Annotated in this window: 20 protein-coding genes; 11 read left to right on the forward strand and 9 right to left on the reverse strand. The window is 61.0% G+C overall.

Annotated features, from left to right (window positions below; all coding sequences use genetic code 11):
- Positions 1-200 precede the first annotated feature (200 nt).
- Positions 201-2735 carry a methyl-accepting chemotaxis protein gene (locus tag DFO46_RS06020; RefSeq protein ID WP_120276686.1) on the forward strand — a complete coding sequence of 845 codons (2535 nt, stop codon included), beginning with the start codon at positions 201-203 and terminating at the stop codon, positions 2733-2735.
- A gap of 31 nt (positions 2736-2766) precedes the next feature.
- Here the strand turns inward: DFO46_RS06020 and moaA are convergent, their stop codons facing one another.
- Entirely contained in the window at positions 2767-3753 is a 987-nt protein-coding gene (gene moaA / locus DFO46_RS06025; RefSeq protein WP_120276687.1) for a GTP 3',8-cyclase MoaA, read from the reverse strand.
- Positions 3754-3967: 214 nt separating this feature from the next.
- On the opposite strand from moaA, the gene DFO46_RS06030 reads away from it, so the two are divergent.
- On the forward strand, positions 3968-4330 hold the full coding sequence (locus DFO46_RS06030) for a DUF971 domain-containing protein (RefSeq protein ID WP_110790666.1): 363 nt from the start codon (positions 3968-3970) through the stop codon (positions 4328-4330).
- Here the strand turns inward: DFO46_RS06030 and DFO46_RS06035 are convergent.
- Entirely contained in the window at positions 4311-4814 is a 504-nt protein-coding gene (locus tag DFO46_RS06035; RefSeq protein WP_120276688.1) for a MarR family transcriptional regulator, read from the reverse strand. The two genes, DFO46_RS06030 and DFO46_RS06035, sit on opposite strands and share 20 nt — an antisense overlap.
- Before the next feature lie 48 nt (positions 4815-4862).
- On the opposite strand from DFO46_RS06035, the gene DFO46_RS06040 reads away from it, so the two are divergent.
- Entirely contained in the window at positions 4863-5795 is a 933-nt protein-coding gene (locus DFO46_RS06040) for an alpha/beta hydrolase (protein ID WP_120276689.1), read from the forward strand.
- Between the two features lie 62 nt (positions 5796-5857).
- On the forward strand, positions 5858-6466 hold the full coding sequence (locus DFO46_RS06045; protein WP_120276690.1) for a pyridoxamine 5'-phosphate oxidase family protein: 609 nt from the start codon (positions 5858-5860) through the stop codon (positions 6464-6466).
- 12 nt (positions 6467-6478) lie between these two features.
- Here the strand turns inward: DFO46_RS06045 and DFO46_RS06050 are convergent, their stop codons facing one another.
- Both DFO46_RS06050 and DFO46_RS06055 read right to left on the reverse strand, forming a co-directional pair.
- Entirely contained in the window at positions 6479-7543 is a 1065-nt protein-coding gene (locus tag DFO46_RS06050; protein ID WP_110790662.1) for a GGDEF domain-containing protein, read from the reverse strand.
- Between the two features lie 218 nt (positions 7544-7761).
- Positions 7762-9369, reverse strand: coding sequence for a fumarate hydratase (locus DFO46_RS06055; protein ID WP_110790661.1), 1608 nt, complete (start codon positions 9367-9369; stop codon positions 7762-7764).
- Between the two features lie 172 nt (positions 9370-9541).
- On the opposite strand from DFO46_RS06055, the gene DFO46_RS06060 reads away from it, so the two are divergent.
- The gene (locus DFO46_RS06060; RefSeq protein WP_120276691.1) at positions 9542-10414 is read left to right on the forward strand and encodes a GGDEF domain-containing protein; all 873 of its coding nucleotides are present in this window, start codon (positions 9542-9544) and stop codon (positions 10412-10414) included.
- Positions 10415-10459: 45 nt separating this feature from the next.
- Here the strand turns inward: DFO46_RS06060 and fumC are convergent, their stop codons facing one another.
- Positions 10460-11848, reverse strand: a complete 1389-nt coding sequence (gene fumC / locus DFO46_RS06065) for a class II fumarate hydratase (protein WP_120276692.1) — start codon at positions 11846-11848, stop codon at positions 10460-10462.
- A 452-nt stretch (positions 11849-12300) separates the two neighbouring features.
- On the opposite strand from fumC, the gene DFO46_RS06070 reads away from it, so the two are divergent.
- Positions 12301-14163: a murein L,D-transpeptidase gene (locus tag DFO46_RS06070; RefSeq protein WP_120276693.1), complete on the forward strand. Its 1863-nt coding sequence runs from the start codon at positions 12301-12303 to the stop codon at positions 14161-14163.
- Positions 14164-14224: 61 nt separating this feature from the next.
- Here the strand turns inward: DFO46_RS06070 and DFO46_RS06075 are convergent, their stop codons facing one another.
- The gene (locus DFO46_RS06075; protein ID WP_120276694.1) at positions 14225-14908 is read right to left on the reverse strand and encodes an HAD family hydrolase; all 684 of its coding nucleotides are present in this window, start codon (positions 14906-14908) and stop codon (positions 14225-14227) included.
- Positions 14909-15047: 139 nt separating this feature from the next.
- Here DFO46_RS06075 and rpiA point away from each other — a divergent pair, with 139 nt between their 5' ends.
- The 3 genes from rpiA (at position 15048) to gor (ending at position 17811) form a co-directional block, all read left to right on the forward strand.
- Entirely contained in the window at positions 15048-15749 is a 702-nt protein-coding gene (rpiA, locus tag DFO46_RS06080) for a ribose-5-phosphate isomerase RpiA (RefSeq protein ID WP_110790657.1), read from the forward strand.
- 17 nt (positions 15750-15766) lie between these two features.
- On the forward strand, positions 15767-16306 hold the full coding sequence (locus DFO46_RS06085; RefSeq protein ID WP_120276695.1) for a DUF2059 domain-containing protein: 540 nt from the start codon (positions 15767-15769) through the stop codon (positions 16304-16306).
- Positions 16307-16422: 116 nt separating this feature from the next.
- Positions 16423-17811 (forward strand): glutathione-disulfide reductase, encoded by a 1389-nt coding sequence (gene gor / locus DFO46_RS06090; protein ID WP_110790655.1) that lies wholly within the window; start codon positions 16423-16425, stop codon positions 17809-17811.
- 470 nt (positions 17812-18281) lie between these two features.
- On the opposite strand, the gene DFO46_RS06095 is transcribed toward gor, so the two are convergent.
- Positions 18282-19154 carry an alpha/beta fold hydrolase gene (locus DFO46_RS06095; RefSeq protein WP_120276696.1) on the reverse strand — a complete coding sequence of 291 codons (873 nt, stop codon included), beginning with the start codon at positions 19152-19154 and terminating at the stop codon, positions 18282-18284.
- 243 nt (positions 19155-19397) lie between these two features.
- On the opposite strand from DFO46_RS06095, the gene DFO46_RS06100 reads away from it, so the two are divergent.
- Both DFO46_RS06100 and DFO46_RS06105 read left to right on the forward strand, forming a co-directional pair.
- Positions 19398-20774, forward strand: coding sequence for a 3-deoxy-7-phosphoheptulonate synthase class II (locus DFO46_RS06100; RefSeq protein WP_110790653.1), 1377 nt, complete (start codon positions 19398-19400; stop codon positions 20772-20774).
- A gap of 83 nt (positions 20775-20857) precedes the next feature.
- Complete coding sequence (locus DFO46_RS06105) at positions 20858-21256, forward strand: GFA family protein (RefSeq protein WP_120276697.1); 399 nt, start codon at positions 20858-20860, stop codon at positions 21254-21256.
- Positions 21257-21271: 15 nt separating this feature from the next.
- Here the strand turns inward: DFO46_RS06105 and DFO46_RS06110 are convergent, their stop codons facing one another.
- Positions 21272-22165: a hypothetical protein gene (locus DFO46_RS06110; RefSeq protein ID WP_120276698.1), complete on the reverse strand. Its 894-nt coding sequence runs from the start codon at positions 22163-22165 to the stop codon at positions 21272-21274.
- 216 nt (positions 22166-22381) lie between these two features.
- The gene (locus DFO46_RS06115) at positions 22382-24313 is read right to left on the reverse strand and encodes an LTA synthase family protein (RefSeq protein ID WP_120276699.1); all 1932 of its coding nucleotides are present in this window, start codon (positions 24311-24313) and stop codon (positions 22382-22384) included.
- Between the last annotated feature and the right edge of the window lie 177 nt (positions 24314-24490).

The raw sequence follows: 24490 nt of genomic DNA on the forward strand, positions 1-24490 counted from the left end.
ACCATGGTGTCGGGCGGCGGAACCGGATTTCTTAGTCAATCTGCGCTTGCCAGGCCGTAGAGGGCCAAAAAGCCGGTTTCGGATTAACCATTGGTCAAGGGCCGACGGCGAAGCTTCGGGCGGCTCCGCATGAGGTGGCGCCGCCCGCTCGACGCTGCGCCGATGTTGGCCGCAGAACGGTCGATCCTCCCGAGGGTTCCATGATTTTCATTGATCGCCTCCTGCAAAGCCGCAGGATCGTCACCAAAGTATTGCTATTCGTTATTCCTCTCGTTGTTCTTATGGCAGGCGTCGGTCTGCTCGGTTACCGCACTGCCACCATGCTCAACGGTCACATGACCGTCACCCGTGCCACGATCGGCAATATCAGCGATCTGGAGCAATTGCAGACGGGACTGCAGGAATTCAGCCTCGATCCGACCGAAGCGAGCAGGGAGGCTCTGCTGACGGCGATTGAGGCACAGGAAAAGGGTCTCGGCGTTCTCGACGGCGTGCTCGCCAAGCAGGCAGAGGCCGCAGATCTCGGTGCGCTGCGTAACCTGCCGTCTCTGATGCGTGACGAAACGGCAGCGCTCTGGGACAACAAAGTCCGCCGCGATGCGCTGGATGCGCAGCTTACCCAAGTGGTTGGTTCCCTGAATGCCGAGGGGCAGACGATTCTGAAGCAGGTCGAGTTCGTTCGCACGGATCTTGCCGGCAAAGAGCTCTTCGCCAAGGAACTGCTGTTCGATGCCGCAGCGTTCAAGAGCCTGCTCGACCGGCTCGGCAAGTTGCGTGTCGGCGTGCAGATGGCATTCACCCCCGAGGAGCAGCTGTCCGAGACGAAGCTCTATATCGCGCCGCTGAAGAAGGACATCGGCAAGGCCGAAGTCATCGTGTCGGAGAAGGGAAAGCTGTTGGTCGATGAGGTGTCGGCTTCGATCGCCAAGATCGAGGCCACGTTGAATGGCAATGCGGCTGATGATGCGAAGGCGCAGGATATCGGTCGCGTGCTGTCAGAGCTGGTCCTGATCGAGCAGAAGATTACCTTGCAGGGCGCCAAGAATTCGGATGTGGCAGCGGATCGCTTCGTCAGTCTCGACAAGCTGGTGGCCGAGCAGAAGGAGTTGATGGGGCTCGTCGATACGGCGATCATGGAGATCGCCACGACCGAACTCAAGGTCCAGCAGATGCTGGGTACGCTCGACGATCAAAGTCGTCAGGCCCTGGTCGACAAGGTCGAATCCTTGAAGGGGATTGCGACCCGGATTTCCGAACTCGGTGTGAAAAACAGTGCGCTTCGTGATTTTCCTCAGAAGATTGCACCGTCGCTGGAAGCCCTTATCACGGGCTCGCAGGAACGGCTCGACGCCGGCCGTGACTGGCAGGCCCGGCGCCTGTCGGCCAACGGTCACGTTTCTGAGGCGATGGAGACGCTGCGCAACTTTGTCAGCCATGCCCAGGAGATCGGCCGCGAGGATAGCGAACGCTCGGCATCCATCTCGGTGGTCACGATGGTCGTCGGGACACTGCTTGCCATCATTGGCGGTCTGATGCTGATCGAAACGCTGCGAGCGCCGCTCAAGCGCATTACCGGCGTGATGTCGCGGCTTGCCAGCGGCGATCTCTCGGTGCCGATCGAGGGTCGCAATCGCGGCGACGAGATCGGCGACATGGTGCGATCGGTCACCGTCTTCCGCGATGCAGCACTGGAAAACAAAAGGCTGGAGGAAGAGGCCGCTGCCGCGCGCGCGCAATCGGAACAGGAAAGCGCCCATCGCTCGCAGGAGCGGGCGCGTGTCGAGGCCGATCAGCGCGCCGCTCTCGAAGCGCTGTCTTCGGTGCTGCAGGCGCTTGCCAATGGCCAGCTCAACGTCACCATGCGCGATGATCTGCCTGCAGATTTCGTGGCCATGGCGTCAACCTACAATCAGGCTGTCGAGACCCTGCGGGCGACGCTGGAAGAGGTGCGGGCAGCGAGCGCGGATATCAATGCCGGGACCGAGAACCTCGCCGTCTCGGCCGACGATCTCGCCCGTCGCACCGAACAGCAGGCGGCAGCTCTCGAGGAGAGCGTGCGGGCCCTGTCGCATCTGAGCGATGTCGTGCGCTCAACCGCAGACGGAGCAGGGCGCACGGCCCAATCCGTTCAGGTGGCGCGCGACCATGCCCGCCAGTCCGGCGTGGTGGTGCGCAAGGCGGTCGAAGCCATGTCGGAGATCAGCCGTTCTTCCGAGAAGATCTCGACCATCATCGGCGTGATTGACGAGATCGCCTTCCAGACCAATCTTCTGGCACTCAATGCCGGTGTCGAGGCTGCCCGCGCCGGCGAGGCGGGACGTGGCTTTGCGGTCGTTGCCCAGGAGGTTCGGGAGCTTGCCCAGCGTTCGGCCAACGCGGCGAAGGAAATCAAGACCCTCATCACCGCGTCCGGCGGGCAGGTTCGCTCGGGTGTGGAACTTGTCGAACACACCGGCGTCGCACTGCAGTCGATCATCGATCAGGTCGAGGAAGTGCAGGGGCTTGTCGAGACGATCTCGGCTGCAACCCGCGAGCAGTCGACGGGCATCAGCGAAGTCACGCATGCGGTGCGCGACGTCGAGCTCATCACCCAGCAGAATGCCGCCATGGTCGAGGAGAACAATGCCGAGATCCATGGACTGCGGCAGCGGGTGGATATCCTGATGCACAAGATCGGCCACTTCCGCACAGAACTCGCTGTTTCCGGACGGGACGAGTTCCGGCGCTCGGCCTGATCGGCCAAATAACTTGCGTTGTCGGCGGCGATCAGCCGCCGGTGACGCTCATGTGCCGCCCGACGGCCGGCTTCCTGTGGCTGCGGTCGATGATGAAATCGTGACCCTTCGGCTTGCGGCCGATCGCTTCGTCTATGGCCGAGGCGAGGAAGGCGTCATTGTCCGAGGCGCGCAGGGCCGTGCGCAGATCTGCGGCATCGTCCTGGCCGAGGCACATATAGAGCGTGCCGGTGCAGGTCAGCCGCACTCGGTTGCAGCTTTCGCAAAAGTTATGGGTGAGGGGCGTGATGAAGCCCAACCGCCCGCCTGTTTCCTTGACCTCGACATAGCGTGCCGGGCCGCCGGTGCGAAAGGGAATGTCGGTCAGCGTGAACTGGTCCTCCAGCCTTTCGCGCACAAGCGACAAAGGCAGGTACTGGTCTGTCCGATCCTCGCCGATCTCGCCCATGGGCATGGTTTCGATCAGCGTGAGCTCCATGCCTTCGGCATGGGCGAATTCCATCAGCGACGGGATTTCGTGTTCGTTGAAGTCTTTCAGAGCCACGGCATTGAGCTTGATCGCGATTCCAGCCTTTTGTGCCGCTCGAATGCCGTCCATCACCCGGTCGAAATCGCCCCAGCGGGTGATCGCCTTGAACTTGGCCGGATCCAGCGTGTCCAGCGAGACGTTGATGCGACGCACGCCGGCATCCGAAAGTTCGGCGGCAAAGCGGGCAAGCTGCGAACCGTTGGTGGTGAGCGTCAACTCGTCGAGGCCGCTGCCCAGATGCCGCGAGAGGCCGCGGATCAAATGCATGATGTTCTTGCGCACCAGCGGCTCGCCGCCGGTCAATCGCAACTTGCGCACTCCCTTGGCGATGAAGGCCGAACAGAGCCGGTCCAGCTCTTCCAGCGTCAGCAAGTCCTTCTTCGGCAGGAAGGTCATGTCTTCCGCCATGCAATAAGTGCAGCGGAAGTCGCAGCGATCGGTCACGGAGACGCGCAGATAGCTCACGGTACGGCCGAACGGGTCGATCATGGGGCTTGCCCCATCCCCGAGAGGTGTTGCCGCCAGCGTGCCTGAAATCTGCTGCAAGTCTTTGCTCCGTGTTTCAGCTGCAATGTGGGGCCATGAGGATCGAGCGTCAAGCGAAGGTCTTCCGGACCAGGTGCATGAAGGGCAAAACAGCTTGCATGAGCAGGGCCTTGGGCCTAACTCTCACGCCGAATTGTATGAGGAAGAGGGCCCTTCAATGTCTGAGATCTGGCCGAGCGAACTCAAGGTGTCCAAGGATCGCAGGACGCTTGCCGTGAGCTTCAATGACGGTGTCGTCGTCAGCTTGCCAGCGGAGATGCTCCGGGTTCTGTCACCCTCTGCAGAGGTTCAGGGTCATGGACCCGGCCAGGCGGTCACGGTGCCGGGCAAGCGGAATGTCGCGATCCGTTCGATGACGCCTACGGGCAATTACGCCGTGCGGATCGGTTTCGATGACGGCCATGACACCGGCATCTTCACCTGGATCTATCTGAGGGAACTGGGCGAGAGCGGCACGGATAAATTTGCCGATTATGAGCGCTCGCTTGCCGAAAAGGGTCTCAGCCGTGACCCGCGCTGAGGCCGACGTCGCTCGCGTCCTCATGCCCTGCATCCACCGCCATCATGCGCTGGATCAGGCGCTCCATGGTCTCGGCCATACGGGTGCATTCCTCGATCGGGGTTGCCGACAGCATCTGCTCGATCAGCTCCGTCTGGATCGCCATCGCCTTCTCGGTCAGCGTCCTGCCATCCGCGGTCAGAGATAATCTCAGGACGCGCTTGTCGCGTTGATCAGCATTTCGCTCCAGAAGTCCGCGCTTTTCCATCTGCGGCAAGAGCATGCTCATATTGGATCGACCGACCAGGAGTTTCCGGGCCAGCTCCTGCTGCGAAATGCCTTCGAAACGATAGAGATTGATCAGGATGTCCAGGTGCGGCGGCTTGATGTCGAGGGGCGCGAGTGCCCGTGTGAGCGTCTGTTGCATGAGCTGACACGCTCGGGCGACTGAGATCCAGCTGCGAAACCGCGGATGGTCCCAAGGGAAGGCTTGATTTTTGTTCATTCTTGTACTTTATTGTTCAGCATTGAACATATTTCCGGGATCCCGACTATGACATCCTTTGCTCTCAAGGTCACCCGTCAGGCATTCGCGAAGCTGGAGAAGCTGTCGCCGGATGCCTCGGGGAAGCTTGCATTCGAGCTCTTCTGTCGCACACCGACGCGCAAGCCGAAAGGTTCCAAGGCCGCCTCGGTTTTTCGCCGGGGCGCTGAGCGGCTTAAACACGCGAGCACCGTACGCCTGGCTCTGTCACGGGGGATGGCCGCTGCCCATCACCTGACGCCTGGGGCTTCATCCGGTGGGAGCGGGGCGGCGCGTATCCTTGTTGTGCACGGCTGGGGATCGCGTGCCGAATATCTCACGGAGATGGCAGCAGGATTGCTGGATGCGGGGGCGGAGGTGGTGCTGCTCGATCTTCCCGGCCATGGCGCATCAAGCGGGCGCAGGCTTGAACTCCGGATCGCAGCAGAGGCCATCGTGGCAGCCGAGCGGCATTTTGGTCGTTTTGACGGTGTAGTCGGCCACTCGTTCGGCGGGGCCGCCGTGATGATGGCGGCCGGCGGCATTTTTTGTGATGTCCCGGTGCTCAATGCTCCACGTATTGCGCTGATCGGTGCGCCGTCGAGCATCAGCGAAGTCTTTAGCGGTTTTGCCAATACCATCGGGCTCGGGAGGGCGAGCCTCGCCGCGATGCGGGCTCGGGTCCAAGCGCTGTCCGGACGCAGCGTCGAGGAACTGGACGGTGTGGCCGTCGCGCGACGGCTCGACCGGCCACTGCTCGTCGTGCATGCGGAGGACGACAAGGAGGTCAATGTCGGCCATGCACAGCGCTACATCGGTGTCTCGCGGCATGTCCGCCATCTCTGGGCCAATGGCCACGGACATCGGCGGATCGTCAGCGCACCGGAGGTGATCCGTGCGGTCGGCGAATTTCTGCTTGCCGAGAGGGCGACCGTTGCGGATGCTCAGCGCATCGTGTCTTGATCCTGTCATGCGGTTTGCCTAAGCGCTGTGGGATCGTCCGGTTCGACGCGCGGGAGGCTTTGATGACCATCATTCAGACAGAAGAACAGCTGAAGCTCCTATACGGGGAGGTCAGCGAAGCTTCGGTTGCCAAGGTCACGTCCTACCTGACCGATGCCTATCGGCAGATGATCGGCTTATCGCCTTTCGTGGCGCTCGCAACGGTCGGTCCAGAAGGCCTCGATTGTTCGCCGCGTGGCGACGCCGGCTCCGTTGTTCGCATCGAGGACGAACGGACGCTCGCCCTGCCGGACTGGCGGGGCAACAACCGCATCGATTCGCTGCTCAACATCGTGCGGGACCCTCGGGTGGCGCTGATGTTTCTCATCCCGGGGTCAAACTCTGTGATGCGCGTGAATGGACGGGCGGTGATTTCCGTGGATGGAGCCCTGCTCGAAAGCTTCGAGATGGACGGCAAACATCCGCGCAGTGTGATTGTCGTTACGATCGACGAGGTTTATTTCCAATGCGCCCGGGCCGTCATGCGAGCGGAGCTGTGGAATCCGGACCGCAGGGTGGCTGCCAGCGATCTGCCGACGCCTGGCGAAATGTTGAAAGCGGCCAAGGCTGGTTTCGATCAGGAAACCTATGACCGCGAATGGCCTGCAAGAGCCGCCAAGTCGATGTGGTAAGCGGCCGGCTGATCAGCGCTTGTAGATCAGCCAGCTCTTGGTGAAGTCCTTCTTCATGCCCTCTTCATAGGCGCGAGTCCGGTTGCGCCCTGCGTTCTTGGCGCAATAGAGGGCGATGTCCGCCTTGGCGTAGAGTTCGCCGGCGTCTTCCGAATCCGTCGCCATGCTGTAACCCAGCGAGATGGTGATCGGGCCGTAATTCACGCCGGTCTTCGAATTCTTGAAGGGCGTGGTTTCGAGGGCCACGCGGACGCGTTCGCAGTTCTGCTGCACTTCGTCTGCCGTGTTGCCTTCGATGATGATGGCGAATTCCTCGCCGCCGGTGCGGGCGACGAAACAATCCTTGCGCACGTTGCTGCGCAGGACGGTCGCGACGGTTGCAAGGATCTTGTCGCCGACCGGGTGGCCGTAGACGTCGTTGATCTTTTTGAAGTTGTCGATGTCGGCGAGAACGAGTGCGGCAAGCGGGCGGGTACCGCTGACATAGACGGCGGCCAGTTTCTCGTCGAAGGCGCGGCGGTTCGCGATGCGCGTCAGCGAATCCGTATTGGCGATGCGCTTGTATTCATCGAGTTCGCGACGGACCTCGTCCATTTCCTGGGAGCGCTGGGCCATCTGAACGACGGTCTCTTCGCCATGCGCCATGGTGCTACCAGTGGCTTCCGTCAGGATGTTGATTGCGCTGCGAAGGATGTCGGCGCTGTTGCTGCTCTTGGAATTGATGCGGCTATAGGTTTCTCCCAAAAGCCGGTTGTAGCTCTCCAGCGACGTCTGTTCCTGACGCAGCACACGCAGCAATGCATCCAGTTCACCGAGAATGCGCGAATGGACGTTTTCCATTGCGCGGGTCTGGTTGTGGTTGAAATACTGTTCGCCGATCGCGTCCAGCTCATCCTGGTTGGCGCGGCTGCCAAGGGCGGCCAGCTCGCGCGACAGTGCCGGATTGGAGCCGATAAACGCCTCGTAGAACAGCTCGTAATTGCGCGGAATCGGCGCGACACCCATCGTGCGCATGGCATAGGTAATCTGTGCCGCAATGTCGGGTGCTTGCGTCTTGGACGGCGCTGCCGTGGTCATTCGGCCAACTCCAATTATCCTCTTGGGTGCCCCTTAAAGGTCAAGAAAGATATTAGCGTCAAATGATTTTGAAAGATTTAATGCTGCCGTTACGACAAGTAATTGATACAAAATCGAGCAATGCCGGGAATTTCTATTTAACTGTATGTTTTTGATGCATTTTGGCGTGCCGCGACGGCTCATGGCTGACGTCGCGGCACGTTCATCGGTGAAAAAAATCAACCGAGATTGAATTCCTGGAAGAAGTCGTTGCCCTTGTCGTCGGTGACGATGAAGGCGGGAAAGTCTTCGACTTCGATCCTCCAGACAGCTTCCATGCCGAGTTCCGGATACTCGAGAACCTCGACCTTCTTGATGCAGTCCTGGGCGAGCCGGGCGGCGGGGCCGCCGATGGAGCCGAGATAAAACCCGCCATGGGTCTTGCAGGCTTCCCGGACCGCACGCGAGCGGTTGCCCTTGGCGAGCATAACCATCGAACCGCCAAAGGACTGGAACTGGTCGACATAGCTATCCATGCGGCCGGCCGTCGTCGGCCCGAAGGAGCCGGAGGCGTAGCCGGTCGGGGTCTTGGCCGGACCGGCGTAGTAGACCGGGTGGTTCTTCATGTAGTCGGGCATGCCTTCGCCCTTTTCCAGCCGATCGCGGATCTTGGAATGGGCAAGGTCGCGGGCGACGATGATCGTGCCGGTCAGCGACAGTCGAGTCTTGACCGGATGTTTCGTCAGTTCCGCCAGGATGGCCGTCATTGGCTGGTTGAGGTCGATCTTGACCACGGACGAGGAGAGGGAGCTCTCATCGATGTCCGGCATGTATTTCGACGGATCGGTTTCCAGCTGCTCGATATAGATGCCATCCTTGGTGATCTTGCCCTTGGCCTGGCGGTCGGCGGAACAGCTGACACCGAGGCCGATCGGGAGCGAGGCACCATGGCGGGGCAGGCGGATGACACGCACGTCATGACAGAAATATTTGCCGCCGAACTGGGCACCGACACCCATCGACTGGGTGAGCTTGTGGATCTCCTTTTCCATCTCGATGTCACGGAAAGCGTGGCCGCTCTCCGAGCCTTCGGTCGGCAGGTCGTCGAGATAGCGCGCCGAAGCCAGCTTGACGGTCTTCAGCGTCATCTCGGCGGAGAGGCCGCCGATGACGATCGCCAGATGGTAGGGGGGACAGGCAGCCGTACCCAAGGTGAGGATCTTCTCCTTAAGGAAGTCGATCATGCGGTCGTGGGTCAAAAGAGACGGTGTTCCCTGATAGAGGAAAGTCTTGTTGGCCGAGCCGCCGCCCTTGGCCATAAACAGAAACTTGTAGGCATCCTCGCCCTCTTCATAGAGGTCGATCTGGGCCGGGAGGTTGGTCTTGGTGTTCTTTTCCTCGAACATCTTGATCGGGGCGAGCTGCGAGTAACGCAGATTGCGGCGCTCATAGGCGTCGCGCACACCTTCTGCCAGCGCTGCGTAGTCCTGACCGTCGGTCCACACCCGGCGGCCCTTCTTGCCCATCACGATCGCGGTGCCGGTATCCTGGCACATCGGCAGGATGCCGCCGGCGGCGATGTTGGCATTCTTCAGGAGATCGAAGGCAACGAAGCGATCGTTGTCGGTCGCCTCAGGGTCTTCAAGGATCGAGGCGAGCTGCTTCAGGTGGCCGGGACGCAGGAGATGGTTGATATCGGACAGCGCGGTTTCGGCGAGCAGGCGCAGTCCCTCCGGCTCCACCGTCAGGATTTCCTGACCCTTGAATGTTTCGACGGACACATGGTCCGAGGTGATCTTGCGGTAGGGGGTCAGGTCTTCGCCAATTGGGAACAGATCGTCTGCCATCACGGGGCCTTTCGCGGCATCAGCTGGAAATTCCGGTGGTTTACGGGGAAGCACTTAACATTTCAATGCGCCGAAAGCCGCAAGCTGCGCGTTGATCGCAGCACCGCGGAATTGAGGAGACGGCGTGCGACTTGCATGCCACGGTGTGGAGCAGATTCGGAGAAGAGCAGGCATGGTATTGGACAGCGCTAACAAAAGTACCTGGCGACGATCGATCGTCATCAAGATCTTTCTGCTGAGCTTCGTCTGCATTCACCTGCCTCTCATCGCCTTGCTGATCGCCTTTGGGACAGATACCGCCGCCGATGGCCTGTCCGCTGCGATTGTGGTTCTGGCTGCGACCTTGCTCGGCACTGTTGCCTGCCTTGCGACCATGTGGTGGCTGACCCGGCCCTTGCGTCTTCTTGCCTTGGCGATCACCCGTTATCGGAGCGGCGGGAGCTTCTCCGAAGAGCGCCTCAACCTGCATGGCAATGACGAGATCGCGGTTGTGACCCGGGCTGTCTGCGGCATGGTCGGGGAGATCGCAGCCCTGGCCGAGCGGGTCGATGGACAGCCTGGGCTTGATCCGTTGACCGGCCTCTTGAACGGCAGCGCGGCCTATGGCGTGGAGCTCGACCGTCTTGGCTATCCAACAAACAGCGGCGAGGCGATTACCGTTGCAGTTTTTGAACTCGACGCCATCGATTCCTTGCCGCTCAGCCATGACAGGGAGGTGGCTGATCTTGCGCTGGTGGCCGTCGGTGACCTCGTGCGCGCACACTTCGCTCCGCGACCGGTCGCAGCCCGCATGTCGGCAACCACATTCGTCCTGCTTTTTGCCGGGGACGGACCAGAGGCGATCTATGCCTGCTGCGAGGCCTTGCGGCGGGCGATCTCCGAGCTTGACGTCGGTTCCGACATCCGGCGCAGGCTGCGCGCGACCTTTGGCCTTGCAACGCGCCGAGAGCGGGAAAGCATGGCTGATCTCTTGCACCGGGCCGACATGGCGCTGTTTCGCGCCAAGGATACGCTCCGGACCGGGCTCGAAGCATTAAAGCCATGAGAGGTCTGGGGCGGGCGGCACGTTCAAGCCGCCCGCACTCGCTGGTTATTGAGGCCGGATCATCAGTTCCGGCCGGACATACTGGTCGAATTCCTCATTGCTGAGGTAGCCGCCGCCGACGGCTTCTTCGCGCAAGGTCGTGCCGTTCTTGTGGGCTGTCTTGGCGATCTTGGCGCAGGCGTCATAGCCGAGCCTGCCGTTGAGAGCGGTCACCAACATCAGCGAGTTCTCGACACCCTTGCGGATGTTGTCCTCCCGCGCCTCGATGCCGACGACGCAGTTGTCGGTAAAGGACACGGCGGCGTCGCCCAGAAGCTGGACCGATTGGAGGAAGTTGTAGGCCATCATCGGATTGTAGACGTTGAGTTCGAAATGTCCCTGGCTGCCGGCAAAAGTGATGGCGGCCTGGTTGCCGAAGATGTGGGCGCAGACCTGGGTGAGGGCTTCCGACTGGGTCGGGTTGACTTTGCCCGGCATGATCGAGGAACCCGGCTCATTCTCCGGCAGCTGCAATTCGCCCAGACCGGCGCGAGGTCCAGAGCCGAGGAAGCGGATGTCGTTGGCGATCTTGAACAGGGCGGCGGCGGCGGCATTGATCGCGCCGTGGGCAAAGACCATGGCGTCATGGGCGGCCAGAGCCTCGAACTTGTTCGGGGCGGTGACGAAGGGCAGGCCGGTGATCGCAGCGATCTCTTCCGCGACCTTTTCGGCAAAGCCGATCGGCGCGTTGAGGCCTGTGCCGACGGCTGTGCCACCCTGCGCGAGTTCATAGAGGCCGGGAAGCGTCAATTCGATGCGTTTGATCGACGAGGCGACCTGCGCGGCATAGCCCGAGAACTCCTGGCCGAGCGTCAAGGGCGTGGCATCCTGGGTATGGGTGCGGCCGATCTTGATGATGTGATCGAAGGCTTTGGCCTTTGCGTCGAGGGCGCCATGCAGGTGTTTCAGTGCCGGGAGAAGGTGATGCACCACATGCTCGGCGGCTGCGATGTGCATGGCCGTCGGATAGGTGTCGTTTGACGACTGGCTCATATTGACGTGGTCGTTGGGATGGACCGGCTTCTTCGAGCCCATCTCGCCGCCCAGCATTTCGATGGCCCGGTTCGAGATCACCTCGTTGGCGTTCATGTTGGACTGCGTTCCGGATCCGGTCTGCCAGACAACGAGCGGGAAATGGTCGTTGAGCTTGCCGTCGATCACCTCCTGTGCGGCGACGATGATCGCTTCCGCCAGTTGGGGTTCGAGCTTGCCGAGGGCGAGATTTGCGCGGGCGGCTGCCTGCTTGACGATGCCGAGGGCGCGAATGACCGGCAGCGGTTGCTTCTCCCAACCGATCTTGAAATTGCCGAGGGATCGCTGGGCCTGGGCGCCCCAGTAGCGATCTGTCTCGACCGCGATCGGTCCGAAGGTGTCGGTTTCGGTTCGTTTCGTCATGGGAAATTCAGCCTTTTCGGATGGTTGATCAGGATGCGCAGCACGGGCGGCAATGTAGGATGCATCGCCATCGTTGCAACTGCATGGCTTTATCTTGCGTATGCATGTCAAGTATTTTTGCACGCCGTCCCATGCTGCTGCACTCTTCGGTCCGGCCGGCGGCTTGTGTCAAATTCGGCACGCGTCACGACAATTTGTCTCGGCCGTGACAGTGTATAGCGGGCAGGGTTTTGCTACATTTCATTAACGTCAATGAAAAATTAACGAATGTTTCCATTAAGTTTCTCCTCAGGCAGCGCTTTTTGAACGGCGCGGTCGCGTGAATTTCTGCCCGGCGTTCCGTTCACCCTTGCGGCGTCGAACTTCCCAATCCAAGGCTGATCGGCTAGTGATCCGCGCAAATGGCCATCAAGCCGCGAGTCCATCGGGCTCGACCTGACATGAGAGCAAGAATGACGAGAACTCCCACATTCGTACTGACGGCATTCCTGGCGGCGACGACTGCCCTTGGTGCATTGCCTGAGCAGGCTTCAGCAACGACGCTTCTCGATCTTCTGCGCGGTGGTCCCGGCCGCAACACACGCGAGAAGGCACGACCGAACCTTCTGGAGCAGCAGGCGCTTGGCGGCCTTGAAATGGGCGATCCCGAGCCGCTGCCGAAGGTGACGGGGCCGCGTTATTACACTTACAAGCCGGAAGCCCAGCGGGCGATCCGGATCGCTTTGCCGACGGCCGCGAACGGCGATCCGGCTGCTCAGAACGAAGTGCTCGGCACGCGCCGCTTCCTGGCCGAGGTGAACGTGCGGGCGAATGACGAGGTCGCCAAGACCGTCGAAGCCTACTATTCCAACGCGACGAAGCCGCTAATCTGGGTGGACGAGGCAGGCTTGTCCGAACGCGGCCGGCAGATGGTCGCGGCACTGGCGGATGCCAGCGCGGCCGGGCTGTCGCCGGAAGATTATGCCGTGACCTTGCCGTCTGACGCCAGCGCCACCGCCGATCCGGAATTGCGCCAGCGTGAATTGATGGGCTTCGAAGTCGCCTTGTCCGCCAAGGTTTTGACCTATGTCCAGGACACCGTGCGCGGGCGCATCGATCCTAACAAGATCTCTGGTTACTACGACTTCAAGCGGAAAGGCGTGAACATCGCCCCGGTGCTCGACATGCTGCGCAAGAGCCCTGATGTCGCGGCCTATCTTCGCAATCGCGACCCCAAGAACCCGCAATTCCTCGCACTGCGCGCCGAATTGGAACGTTTGCGTGCAGAAGATGCGCAGGCGTCCGTCGAACCGATCACGATTGCTCCCGGCACGCTGCTGAAGCCAGGCCAGACCAACCCGGAATTGTCGCGCATCGTGGGTGCGGTCAAGCAGGTTGCCTCCGAGGCGGTGCTGTCCCAGCATGCCGCGACGCTTGCCGCTTATACCGGAACCCCGGACTACACGCCGGAGCTGGTTTCGCTGGTCGAAACCTTCCAGAAGGAAAAGGGCCTGAAAGCCGATGGTGTCGTCGGCCCGGCAACGATCCGTGCGATGACCGGCCACAGCAATCAGGAAAAGATCGCAAAGCTGCAGGTCGCCATGGAAGCCGTCCGTTGGTTGCCGTCCGATCTTGGCCAGCGTTACGTCTTCATCAACCAGCCTGCCTTCCAGGTGTACTACGTCAACGATGGCAAGGAGCAGCTGTCGATGCGTGTGGTCGTCGGCTCGAAGTCGAACCAGACCTACTTCTTCCAGGATCAGATCGAAACCGTCGAGTTCAACCCGTATTGGGGCGTGCCGAAGTCGATCATCGTCAACGAGATGCTGCCGAAGCTTCGGGCAGATCCGTCGTATCTCGATCGCCTCGGCTATGAGGTCTCCTATGGTGGTCGCAAGGTGGCGTCGAGCCAGGTGGACTGGAATACGACCCATTCGGTCGACGTGCGCCAGCCGCCGGGTGGCGACAACGCGCTTGGCGAGCTGAAGATCCTCTTCCCGAACGATCACGCGATCTACATGCACGACACGCCCTCGAAGAGCTTCTTCAACCGCGACATACGTGCTCTCAGCCATGGGTGCGTGCGTCTGGCCCAGCCGCGCGTCATGGCGGCGGCCGTGATGGGGACGACGGTCGAGGAAATCGGCAAGCAGATTGCGTCGGGCCAGAACCGCGCCGTCCAGGTGCCGCAGAAGATTCCGGTCTATGTGTCCTATTTCACGGCATGGCCGAACAAGGACGGCGTGATCGAGTATTTCGACGACGTTTATGCTCGAGACGAATACACGGCCAAGGCCTTCAAGATCACCACGGATGCGAGAGCTCCGAAGGCCTGATCCAGCGGCATTGAGCGTCTGGAAACGATGATATGGCGGGCTTTGGCCCGCCATTTTCGTTTCAGGTCCGGGTTGTCAGCCGCTCGACGAGTTCCGGTGTCAGTTCGTCGAAATGGCTGATGACGGTGGAGGCACCCAGCGTCTCGACGGCGACATCGGAATAGCCGAAGGGAACCGCAATCGACGGAATGCCAGCATTGCGGGCGGCCAGGATGTCGTTGATGCTGTCGCCGATCATCAGCGCCTTGTGCGCTACGCCGCCGGCCAGTTCGATCGTGCCGGTCAGGTGGGCGGCATCTGGCTTGCGCACCGCAAAGGTGTCGCCGCCGGTGATCGCTGTAAAGTATCGGGTCAAGCCGAGCGTTTCGATCAGCGGACGTGCGAGGCCCTCCATCTTGTTGGTGCAGACGGCCAAGAGGTGGCCGGCGTCGCGCAGGCGGTCGAGTGCCTCGACGAGACCCGGATAGGGGCGGCTGAGCCCCGGCATGCCGGCTGCGTAGTGGGCGATGAAGCGGTCGAGCAGGGCAGGGAGTTCGTCGTCTGCCAGCGGCGAGCCCCTTAGCGCAAAGGCGCGGGCGATCATGACGCGGGCGCCTTGGCCGACCAGATGGGTCAGGTCTTCATATCCGACAGGGGCAAGGTCCTTGATCGCGATGGTATGATTGAGGCTGGCGACGAGGTCCGGTGCCGTATCCACCAGCGTTCCGTCGAGGTCGAAGACTATGGTCGTCGCGGTCAAGGTCATGCTCCGGGCTGAACGATTTGCCGTTCGGCGTTAGGGGAAATCCCCGCAAAAGGCAATTGTCGGCCCTGTCGCGGGGCTTTCGTTTGTGGAACGAGCCGTGTAAACAGCTTTCGACGCAACAGACGGGAGCTTTCGGCGCATGGACGCCCGGGAAATGAAGATCAAGGCAGCAGCCGAGGCACTGACCCATGTCGAAGACGGCATGCGGCTTGGCATCGGCACTGGTTCCACGGCAGAGGAATTCGTGCGCCTGCTGGCGGAGCGGGTGGCCGGCGGGCTGAAGGTGGAGGGTGTTCCGACGTCCGAGCGCACTGCCCGGCTTTGCCTGGAACTTGGAGTGCAGCTCCGCTCCCTCGACGAATTGCCGGAACTCGACTTGACGATCGACGGCGCCGACGAGATCGACGCGCAGCTGCGGCTGATCAAGGGCGGCGGCGGCGCGCTTTTGCGCGAGAAGATCGTCGCTTCGGCCTCGAGCCGGATGATCGTGATTGCCGACGAAACCAAGATCGTCGACACGCTGGGCGCCTTTCCGCTGCCGATCGAAATCAATCCGTTCGGCCAGGTGTCGACCCAGATCGCCATCGAGGCTCTGGCATCGAGACTGGGCCTTTCCGGTGCGCTCACCTTGCGCAAGCGCAGCGATGACAGCCTCTACATGACGGATGGCGGTCACCTCATTCTCGACGCATCTTTTGGCCGCATTCCTGATGCAGACGCGTTGGCGGAACAGCTCAATGCGATCCCCGGCGTTGTGGAACACGGCCTATTCATAAACTTGGCATCCCTCGCGATCATCGCCGGTCCGGCGGGAGCGCGCGTGATGGAGCCGAAAAACTAACAGGAGCATAGAATTACATGATCAGCATTTCGGGTATGGGCCGTTTCGCCTCGATCGCCGTCGTCGCCGGCAGCGTTATGCTGGGCGCAATGTCCGCCAAGGCACAGGACGTTGCCCCGGAACATCTGCAGGCAGCCCGCGCTGCGATCGACGCACTCGGTGTGACCGATCGTTTCGATGCCATCCTGCCGAACATCATGGATCGCCTGACGGTTCAGCTCATTCAGGCTTATCCCAACCTGCAGGACCAGATTTCTTCGACCGTTGAAGCCGAAGCTCTGAAGCTTGCGACCCGCCGCGCCGATCTGGAGCGCGAAGCCGCCCTCGTCTATGCCAAGGCCTTCACTCCGGAAGAACTGCAGGCGATCACCACCTTCTATTCGAGCGAAGCCGGCAAGAAGCTGCTCAAGGACGGCCCGATCGCCACGCGCGAACTGTTGAAGGCTGCCGACATCTGGACCTCGGGCATTGCACGCGATCTGGAAAAGCAGTCGAACGACGCGCTTCTGAAAGAAGTGCAGGCAACCCAGCCGGCCGCCGAGGCGCCGAAGCCCTGATCGCTTCCCTGTTGAATTCTCGAGCCCGGGCATCGTCCCGGGCTTTTCTTTTTTGGCCCCGGCCTCCTATATCAGGCTGACATTCGGCGAAGCCGCCAAGCGCAGGAGCAAAACGCATGACCCAGTTCGACTATGATCTGTTCGTAATCGGGGGCGGATCCGGCGGGGTTCGCAGCGCGCGGCTTGCCGCCGCGATGGGCAAGAAGGTCGCCATCGCCGAGGAGTATCGGTTTGGTGGCACCTGCGTGATCCGCGGCTGCGTGCCGAAGAAACTCTTCGTCTATGCTTCACAGTTCCACGAGCATTTCGAGGATGCAGCGGGCTTCGGCTGGACCGTCGGCGAGAGCCGCTTTGACTGGCATGCGCTGATCGCGGCCAAGGACAAGGAGATCGACCGGCTCGAAGGGCTCTATCGCAAGGGCCTAGAAGGGGCGGGTGCCGAGATCCTGCAGACCCGAGCGGAGCTCACCGGGCCGCACAGCGTGCGGCTCGTGGCGACCGGTCGGGAAGTCTCGGCGGAGCGCATCATCATCGCAGTCGGCGGCGCACCGAATCCGCATGCGTCTCTGCCTGGACATGAGCTGTGCATTTCGTCGAACGAGGCCTTCCATCTGGAGACCCTGCCACGCTCGATCCTGATTGCCGGCGGCGGGTATATCGCGGTGGAGTTCGCCAATATCTTCCACGGGCTCGGCGTCGAGACGACGCTGATCTATCGGGGGGCGGAGATCCTCAGCCGATTCGACCAGGATATGCGGCGCGGCCTGCACGAGGCGATGGAGGCGAAGGGCATCCGCATCCTTTGCCAGGACCATATTCAGAAGGTGGAGAAATCACCAGCCGGAAATCTTCAGGTCGAAACCATGAAGAACGGCGTTCTGGTGGTCGAGCAGGTCATGCTGGCGCTCGGCAGGGATCCGAACACGACGGGGCTCGGTCTTGAAGCCGCTGGTGTCGAGATCAACGAGCGCGGTGCCGTCGTCGTCGATCGGTATTCGCGTACCAATGTGCCGAGTATTTTCGCGCTCGGAGATGTCACCGATCGGGTGCAGCTGACGCCTGTCGCGATCCATGAGGCGATGTGCTTCATCGAGACGGAGTACAAGGGTAATCCGACGTCGCCGGACCACGAGCTGATTGCGACCGCCGTGTTTTCGCAGCCGGAAATCGGCACTGTCGGCCTTTCGGAAGAGCAGGCGGCGAAGAAATTCGACGAGATCGAGGTCTACCGTGCGCAATTCCGACCGATGAAGGCCACGCTGTCGGGGCGTGCCGAGAAGATGATCATGAAGCTGATCGTCAATGCTGCCGACCGCAAGGTCGTCGGCGCCCATATCCTCGGACATGATGCCGGCGAGATGGCCCAGCTTCTCGGGATCACGCTGAAAGCGGGCTGCACCAAGGACGATTTCGACCGGACCATGGCCGTGCATCCGACGGCGGCAGAGGAACTCGTCACGATGTATAGCCCGAGCTACCGGGTGAAAAACGGGGAGCGTGTCTGATAACGCGGAAAGGCCCGCCAATGGGTGCTGACGCATCCGGCGGGCCCTTATCCAATGCGGCTCAGCCTGGGGATTATACCCGTACCGGCGCGCGCTCAAAAATGCTGGATGAACTCTGTGGCGACGATCGGGGCCGTGAACAGGGCCAACGCCAGCAGGGACAACAAGGCAAACCGCAGCCTGCGGTTCCGACGGGCCTGTACGCCACTCCAATCATACGCCATCACAATGATCCTCATGATCAACGCGAGAAACCAACGGCTTCCCAACTCACTGCACTGCCCCCACAATGGCGGTTAGCCATTGAGGCTTGCGTGAAGCTGGTCGCAGGATGCCGGACGTGTCCGGCACTGCGGTATTCGGAGACCGTTGATGATGCGACTCACCCGAGGGGACAGCAAGTTCCCGTGTTGCGCTTGCAAGCCGCCCGCCTGTGGAAACTGTGGGTAACTTGGGTGCAGTGCAGCGTTTCAGGTCTGCTGCAGCCATTCGACGGCGGGCTGCCAGAGGGTGTCGCGGAACTGCGATCGGAAGAAACCGAGATGACCGATGGGGCCGCCGGCCTCTTCCGGTGAGAGCCAGCGTATTTCTGTCGGCGCGCGGTGGTAGTATTTGAGCAGGGCATGCTGGGCGCGCGGCGTGCCCCAGGGGTCGTCAGTCATGCCGAGGGCCAGGATAGGCGTTTCGACTTCGCCGAAACGGCGAACCGCATCCATGCTCTGATCGGCAAAGAAATATTCGGGATGGCGACCCCAGCGGGCCCATTCACGGAAAACTGTGCCGGGCAGGGTCTGTCCAAGCCCAACCTGGCCAGGGACCTTACCCAGCAAGAGCGCGAGCGGCACGCCGATCAGGTTCATCTGGCTGAAAACGCGGTAGCGAGTTTTCGTGTTGCCCCAATAGCCCGTCATGGTCGCGACCATCAGATACCGTTGAAAGCGATCCGAGCAGCCTCCCAGCGCCAGGACCTGCCCTCCGAAGGATTGGCCTATGCCCACGACCGGATGGCCGGGCGCCTCTGCTTCCAGCCTCTTCAGGGCGGCCGGCATGTCGAAATGGGCCCAGTCGCGCATCAGCAGTGGTCGGCGCCAGTCCGATGGCGCAGTGGAACCCGAAACGCCACGGTAATCGTAGGTGAGGGCGGCGCGAAAGCCGTGGTCTTGCACCAGATGCACGGCAAAACGCGCATAAAAGCCACGGGGGACCGCGGCCGCAGCGGATATGAGAGCAAGCGGCCCCTCACCTGTCCCTGAGAACAGCGTGGCCGAAATCGGAAAGCCATCTGCAGTGGTGATGACGAGATCACGCTTTTCCGGTGGCGGTGCGGCGTCATGCGGTGTCATCCGGATCCTCCCATCACAGACCCGTACAGATTACGTTTACGTGCTGGTCAATTCAAGTGGCGTGTCTCCGCCCGGTGTTGTCGCATGCGCGGTGACGGCTGCGAGATGTCGGAGCTATCGGGTCGCGAATGTGTTCGAAAGCCCTTAAACTTCGGCTTTCCAACCCTTAGATAACCGTTTATAAGCCCCCATCCCTTGCGGCCGGGAGGTTGCCGCAGTTCCAGTACAAGACAGGTGACGACGATGGCGCAAAATTGGACCCCGAACAGCTGGCGGCAGAAGCCGATCAAGCAGGTTCCGGCCTATCCGGACCAGGATGCATTGAAGGCTGCCGAGCAGCAGCTCGCATCCTATCCGCCGCTGGTCTTTGCGGGTGAAGCGCGTCGTCTGAAGAAGTCGCTGGCCCAGGTCGCGGAAGGCAATGCCTTCCTGCTGCAGGGCGGCGACTGCGCCGAAAGCTTTGCCGAACACGGCGCCGACAACATTCGCGACTTCTTCCGCGCCTTCCTGCAGATGGCTGTCGTTCTGACCTTTGGTGCACAGTTGCCGGTGGTCAAGGTCGGCCGTATCGCCGGCCAGTTCGCCAAGCCGCGTTCGTCTGACATGGAAAAGATCGGCGACGTGGAACTGCCGAGCTACCGTGGCGACATCATCAACGGCATCGAGTTCACCGAGGATGCCCGCATTCCGAACCCGGAAAGGCAGCTGATGGCCTATCGCCAGTCGGCCGCGACGCTGAACCTCCTGCGCGCCTTCGCGATGGGTGGCTATGCAAACCTCGACAATGTGCACCAGTGGATGCTCGGTTTCATCAAGGACAGCCCGCAGGCCGAGCGCTACCGCAAGCTCGCCGACCGTATTTCCGAAACCATGGACTTCATGAAGGCCATCGGCATCACGTCGGATAACAATCCGAGCCTGCGCGAGACCGATTTCTTCACCAGCCACGAAGCGTTGCTTCTCGGCTATGAAGAGGCACTGACGCGCGTCGATTCCACGTCTGGCGACTGGTATGCCACGTCCGGCCACATGATCTGGATTGGTGACCGTACCCGTCAGGCCGATCATGCGCATCTTGAATACTGCCGTGGCATCAAGAACCCGATCGGCCTCAAGTGCGGCCCGTCGCTGCAGGCGGACGATCTCTTGAACCTGATCGACATCCTGAACCCGCAGAACGAAGCGGGCCGGTTGACGCTGATCTGCCGTTTCGGTCACGACAAGGTGGCCGAGCACCTGCCGCGCCTCATTCGCGCCGTCGAGCGCGAGGGTCGCAAGGTGGTCTGGTCCTGTGACCCGATGCATGGCAACACGATCACGCTCAACAACTACAAGACCCGCCCGTTCGAGCGCGTGCTGTCGGAAGTCGAGAGCTTCTTCCAGATCCACCGTGCCGAAGGCTCGCATCCGGGCGGCATCCATATCGAGATGACCGGCAAGGACGTGACCGAATGCACCGGTGGCGCGCGTGCGGTGTCGGCCGAGGATCTGCAGGATCGCTACCACACTCATTGCGACCCGCGCCTCAATGCCGATCAGGCGCTGGAGCTGGCCTTCCTGCTTGCCGAGCGGATGAAGGGTGGTCGGGACGAAAAGCGCATGATGGTTGCGAACGGCTGAAACCAAGCTTCAGTTTTCCGAGTTTGACGATCGGGCGGGCTTCTACGAAGCTCGCCCGAAATCGTTTTGCCAGGAGGGCGTTGATGGCCAGAAATGTTTTCGGAAAATGCCTCTGTGGTGCGGTCGAGGTCACCGTCACGGGCGAGCTCGGATCTGTCGGCTACTGTCACTGCAGCCAGTGCCGTCGCCAAACCGGATTGTACTACGCGACAACCAATGTTGCCGTCGATGACGTCACGATCGCGGGAGAGGAGAATATCAGCCGCTATCGGGCAAGCCCCGGAGCCGAACGCGCCTTCTGCCGAACCTGCGGCTCGGCCCTGTTCTGGAAGGGCGATGGAGAAAAGACGGTGTCGCTGATGGCAGGGCTCTTTGAAGGGCCGACAGGGCTTGCGGGCGGCTATCACATCTATTGCGCCGACAAGGGCGATTTCTATGAGATCAATGACGGGTTGCCACAGTTCGCGGCCAGCCGGAGCTGATGCTGTCGTTATGGCTTAGGCTGCGACGACGTTTGTCTCGGCGCTGATCCCGAGTTCGCGGCAAGCCTCGTGATAGGCAAGTTCGAGAGCCGCGAACTTGGCGGACTGCCATGTGAAATAGTCTTCAAGGAAAGACTGGCCAAGCCACAGACTGCCACGGCGGCGGGGGAGTTCCCAGCCGAGCAATCCGTCGGTCTCTGCCTTCTTGAACATCCGTTTCAGGTTGGTTGCCGAGACCTGGTAGACGTCGCTCAGTTCGGCCAGGGTCACCGGGCCGGCAAGGACCCGGGGCGCCTGGCGATCAACGTTGTCGAGACGGGCGACGAGATCATGCAGGATCATGCCGCCAAGATCGGACCAAAGGAAGTGACCGATCGAGTCCGGAGGATCCCGCCAGAGCGGATCGTCGACGAGCATGTCGGCGGCTCGTGGCTGGGCCAGCACGAAAATCGTTTCATGGTCGATCGAGGTCTGTTCTCGCGTGCCACCGTCGAGGCGATCAAGGCAGGCCATGTGGCCGTTGAACCAGCTGCGCATGCCGCCGAGGCTGAGTTCCGTGGCTTCCAGCACGCGCACGCGTTTGTCCGGCACATCCGGAACGTCCCGGAGAAACTTGTAGGCGACGAGTTCTGCGAGATATCCGGTCGCCGTGTTCCTGCTCGCGGCCCCGAGCCGCATCACGGTTTCGACAAAGCGGGTCGCCGTCAGGCCCGACAGCGGATCATCAGGCGTGCGACGCAACGCGAGCGCAAACAGCGACTGTGTCATCAGCCATTTGCGATGCGATGCCTTCAGTCGCGACATCCGCGGCGTCCGCAAATGAATTCCAATCAGATGCTGGGCGATCTGTTTTTCGATCGAGGGAAAGAGCGGATGGGCCGCGATTTCGGCACGCGTCAGTGACGGCATGGCACAGCTCTGCTTCACATTCCTGACTATTGTCATTTAAAAACGGCTGTCCGGTCAAAAGGGATTGCAGTAAAGCAACTCAAATACTGTCAAGCGCTGCAAACGACTGAACAAAAAAAGTCTATGCCGCAAATTCGCGGATGTCGCAAGACATTCGCTACTTCAAATTTGCGGTATCAATAACAAGCTGTTGGGACGGGGAGCCTTCGGTGTGTCTTAGCTGTTCGGTTGCAGCCGCAATGCCTGTTCCGGGAAGAAACGCGGCAGGCCATAACCTTCTCCAAACATGACGTCATGCTGAAGCATGCGATAGTCGCGGATGAGCGGATCCACTGTGCCGGCGAGAGACCAGTCGGCCTGAGACTTGGCGTTGCGACCGATCAACTGGTGTCTGTCGACCACCGTATAGCGCTCGGCCACGCGACCCAGCACGCCGGTGTAGTAGGGGTGACGGTAGCCGGCAAGGCGGACCACCACATGCGGCAGCTGCGAGGGGCTGACCGAGCCGATGTCCTTCTGCACGCCGCGCTTGGACGACCACACGACAAGCGGTGTTTCGTGCTCGCGCTTCATCGTCGGTACCGATGCCTTGCGGGTGGCCACGACGTTCGGCATGTAACCGCTTTGGGTATAGACTTCGCCGAGCGGCGGCAGGTGGTCGCCAAACATCACGATGATGGTTTCACGGCGGCGCTTCTTTGCCCAGTCCATCAGCATCTTCAGGCTCTGGTCGGCTTCCTTGACGCCCTGCGTGTAGGTCGCGAGTGTCTTGGTCGGAGCGTCCGACAGGGTCGGAGCATCCACCTCGACCGTGTTCTTCGCATAGCGGTGCTCTTCGTAGGGGCCATGGCCCTGGAGGGTGACGGCAAAGAAGAAGAACGGCGCTTCGGTGTTGTCTGCTTCCTTGATGATGTAACGCGTCAGGGCATCGTCCGAGGCGAAAATGCCGCGCTTATCCATCGTCGGCATGTTTTCTTCCGAACGGAACTGCTGGAAACCGAGCGCCTGGTAGACGTTCTGCCGGTTCCAGAACCAGCTCTGGAAGGGATGGAAAGCCTTCGTCACGTAACCCTTCGATTCAAAGAAGGTGGCGAGCGAAGGCAGTGGTCGGCGGATGTATTGCTGATACGGGATGCTGCCATAGGGCAGGAAGGCGTTGGAGAAGCCGGTCAGTGCCTCGAACTCGACATTGGCCGTCATGCCGCCGAATTCCGGGGAGAACATGTTGCCCGACGTGGCTGCACGGATGGTCGGCATCGGGTCTTCGGAATAGCGGACGCTGGTGAGGCGGGTCGGATCCCACAGGCTCTCGCTCATCACCACGATCACGTCGGCCTGGCGGCCGGAGTAGAAGGAGGCGGGAACGCGGTCTGAAGGAATGTCTGTGATGGCCGGCTGGCTGTAGCCATCTGGCGCGCTGATGCGGGCCATCGGCACATTGAAGGCAAACGCCATCAGAAAGCCGTTGTGGCGATAATTTTCCTTCTGGTCCCACATCATCGGAACGATGTTCAACCGGTCGCGCACAGCCGAGAACGCCATAGGGTCCATCAGGGAGATGAAGCCGGCGAGCAAGGGGAAGGAAAGCGCGAGGCGCATGCCGCGGCCGACGAGGTTGAGGCGTGGGAAAACTTTGCGGCTCTTCCAGATCAGCGCGAACAGGGCGACAATGAAGGCAAGGCTTGCGACCGCCAGGCCAACCGCCTTCATGGGTTCTGCTGCCACCATAGCTGGCAGGAGTTCCATGATCTGCCGACCGAAGAGCAGGTCGCTCGGAAACAGCGGATCCGACAGGAAAAGCTGCTTTTGTCCCGAGAAGAAGGCCGGCAGCAGCAGAAGTGGGCCGACGAAGAGCACAGATTGGTAGGCCTTACCGATGATCGCATCGGTGAAGGCGAGAATCAGGAAGATGACGCCTACTGCAATCAGCCCGGGGCGGCTTGTCGAAGTCATGTATTCCACGACGTCGATCATGCTGCCGCGTGCCAGAATCTCGCTCAGCAAAACGATCGCCGCGGCAATCAACGCCGTGTTGATCCACTGGACGATAAGTTGGGCGATCCAGGAGCTTCCGAGCTCTCGCTCGCGTGTCGCGCCAAACGCGCTAAAGATGTTCGCGACAAGCGATTTCGGGCTGGACTGGACCACTTCGAACTCCAGGTCTTGGGCAGATGTCGTGAAAGGTTCGCATAGGTGTCACATAAGTGTCATGAATGCTACATGAACCGTGATCAAGAAAGCTTTGTTCCCAGAATTTCCCGTGGTCTCGTGAGCGCGAGCGGTGGCTGTGGTGCCCCGACAGAGCAAAGCGACATTGCGATTGGG

This window comes from Rhizobium sp. AG855, assembly GCF_003610655.1.
Taxonomy (GTDB): Bacteria; Pseudomonadota; Alphaproteobacteria; order Rhizobiales; family Rhizobiaceae; genus Allorhizobium; species Allorhizobium wuzhouense.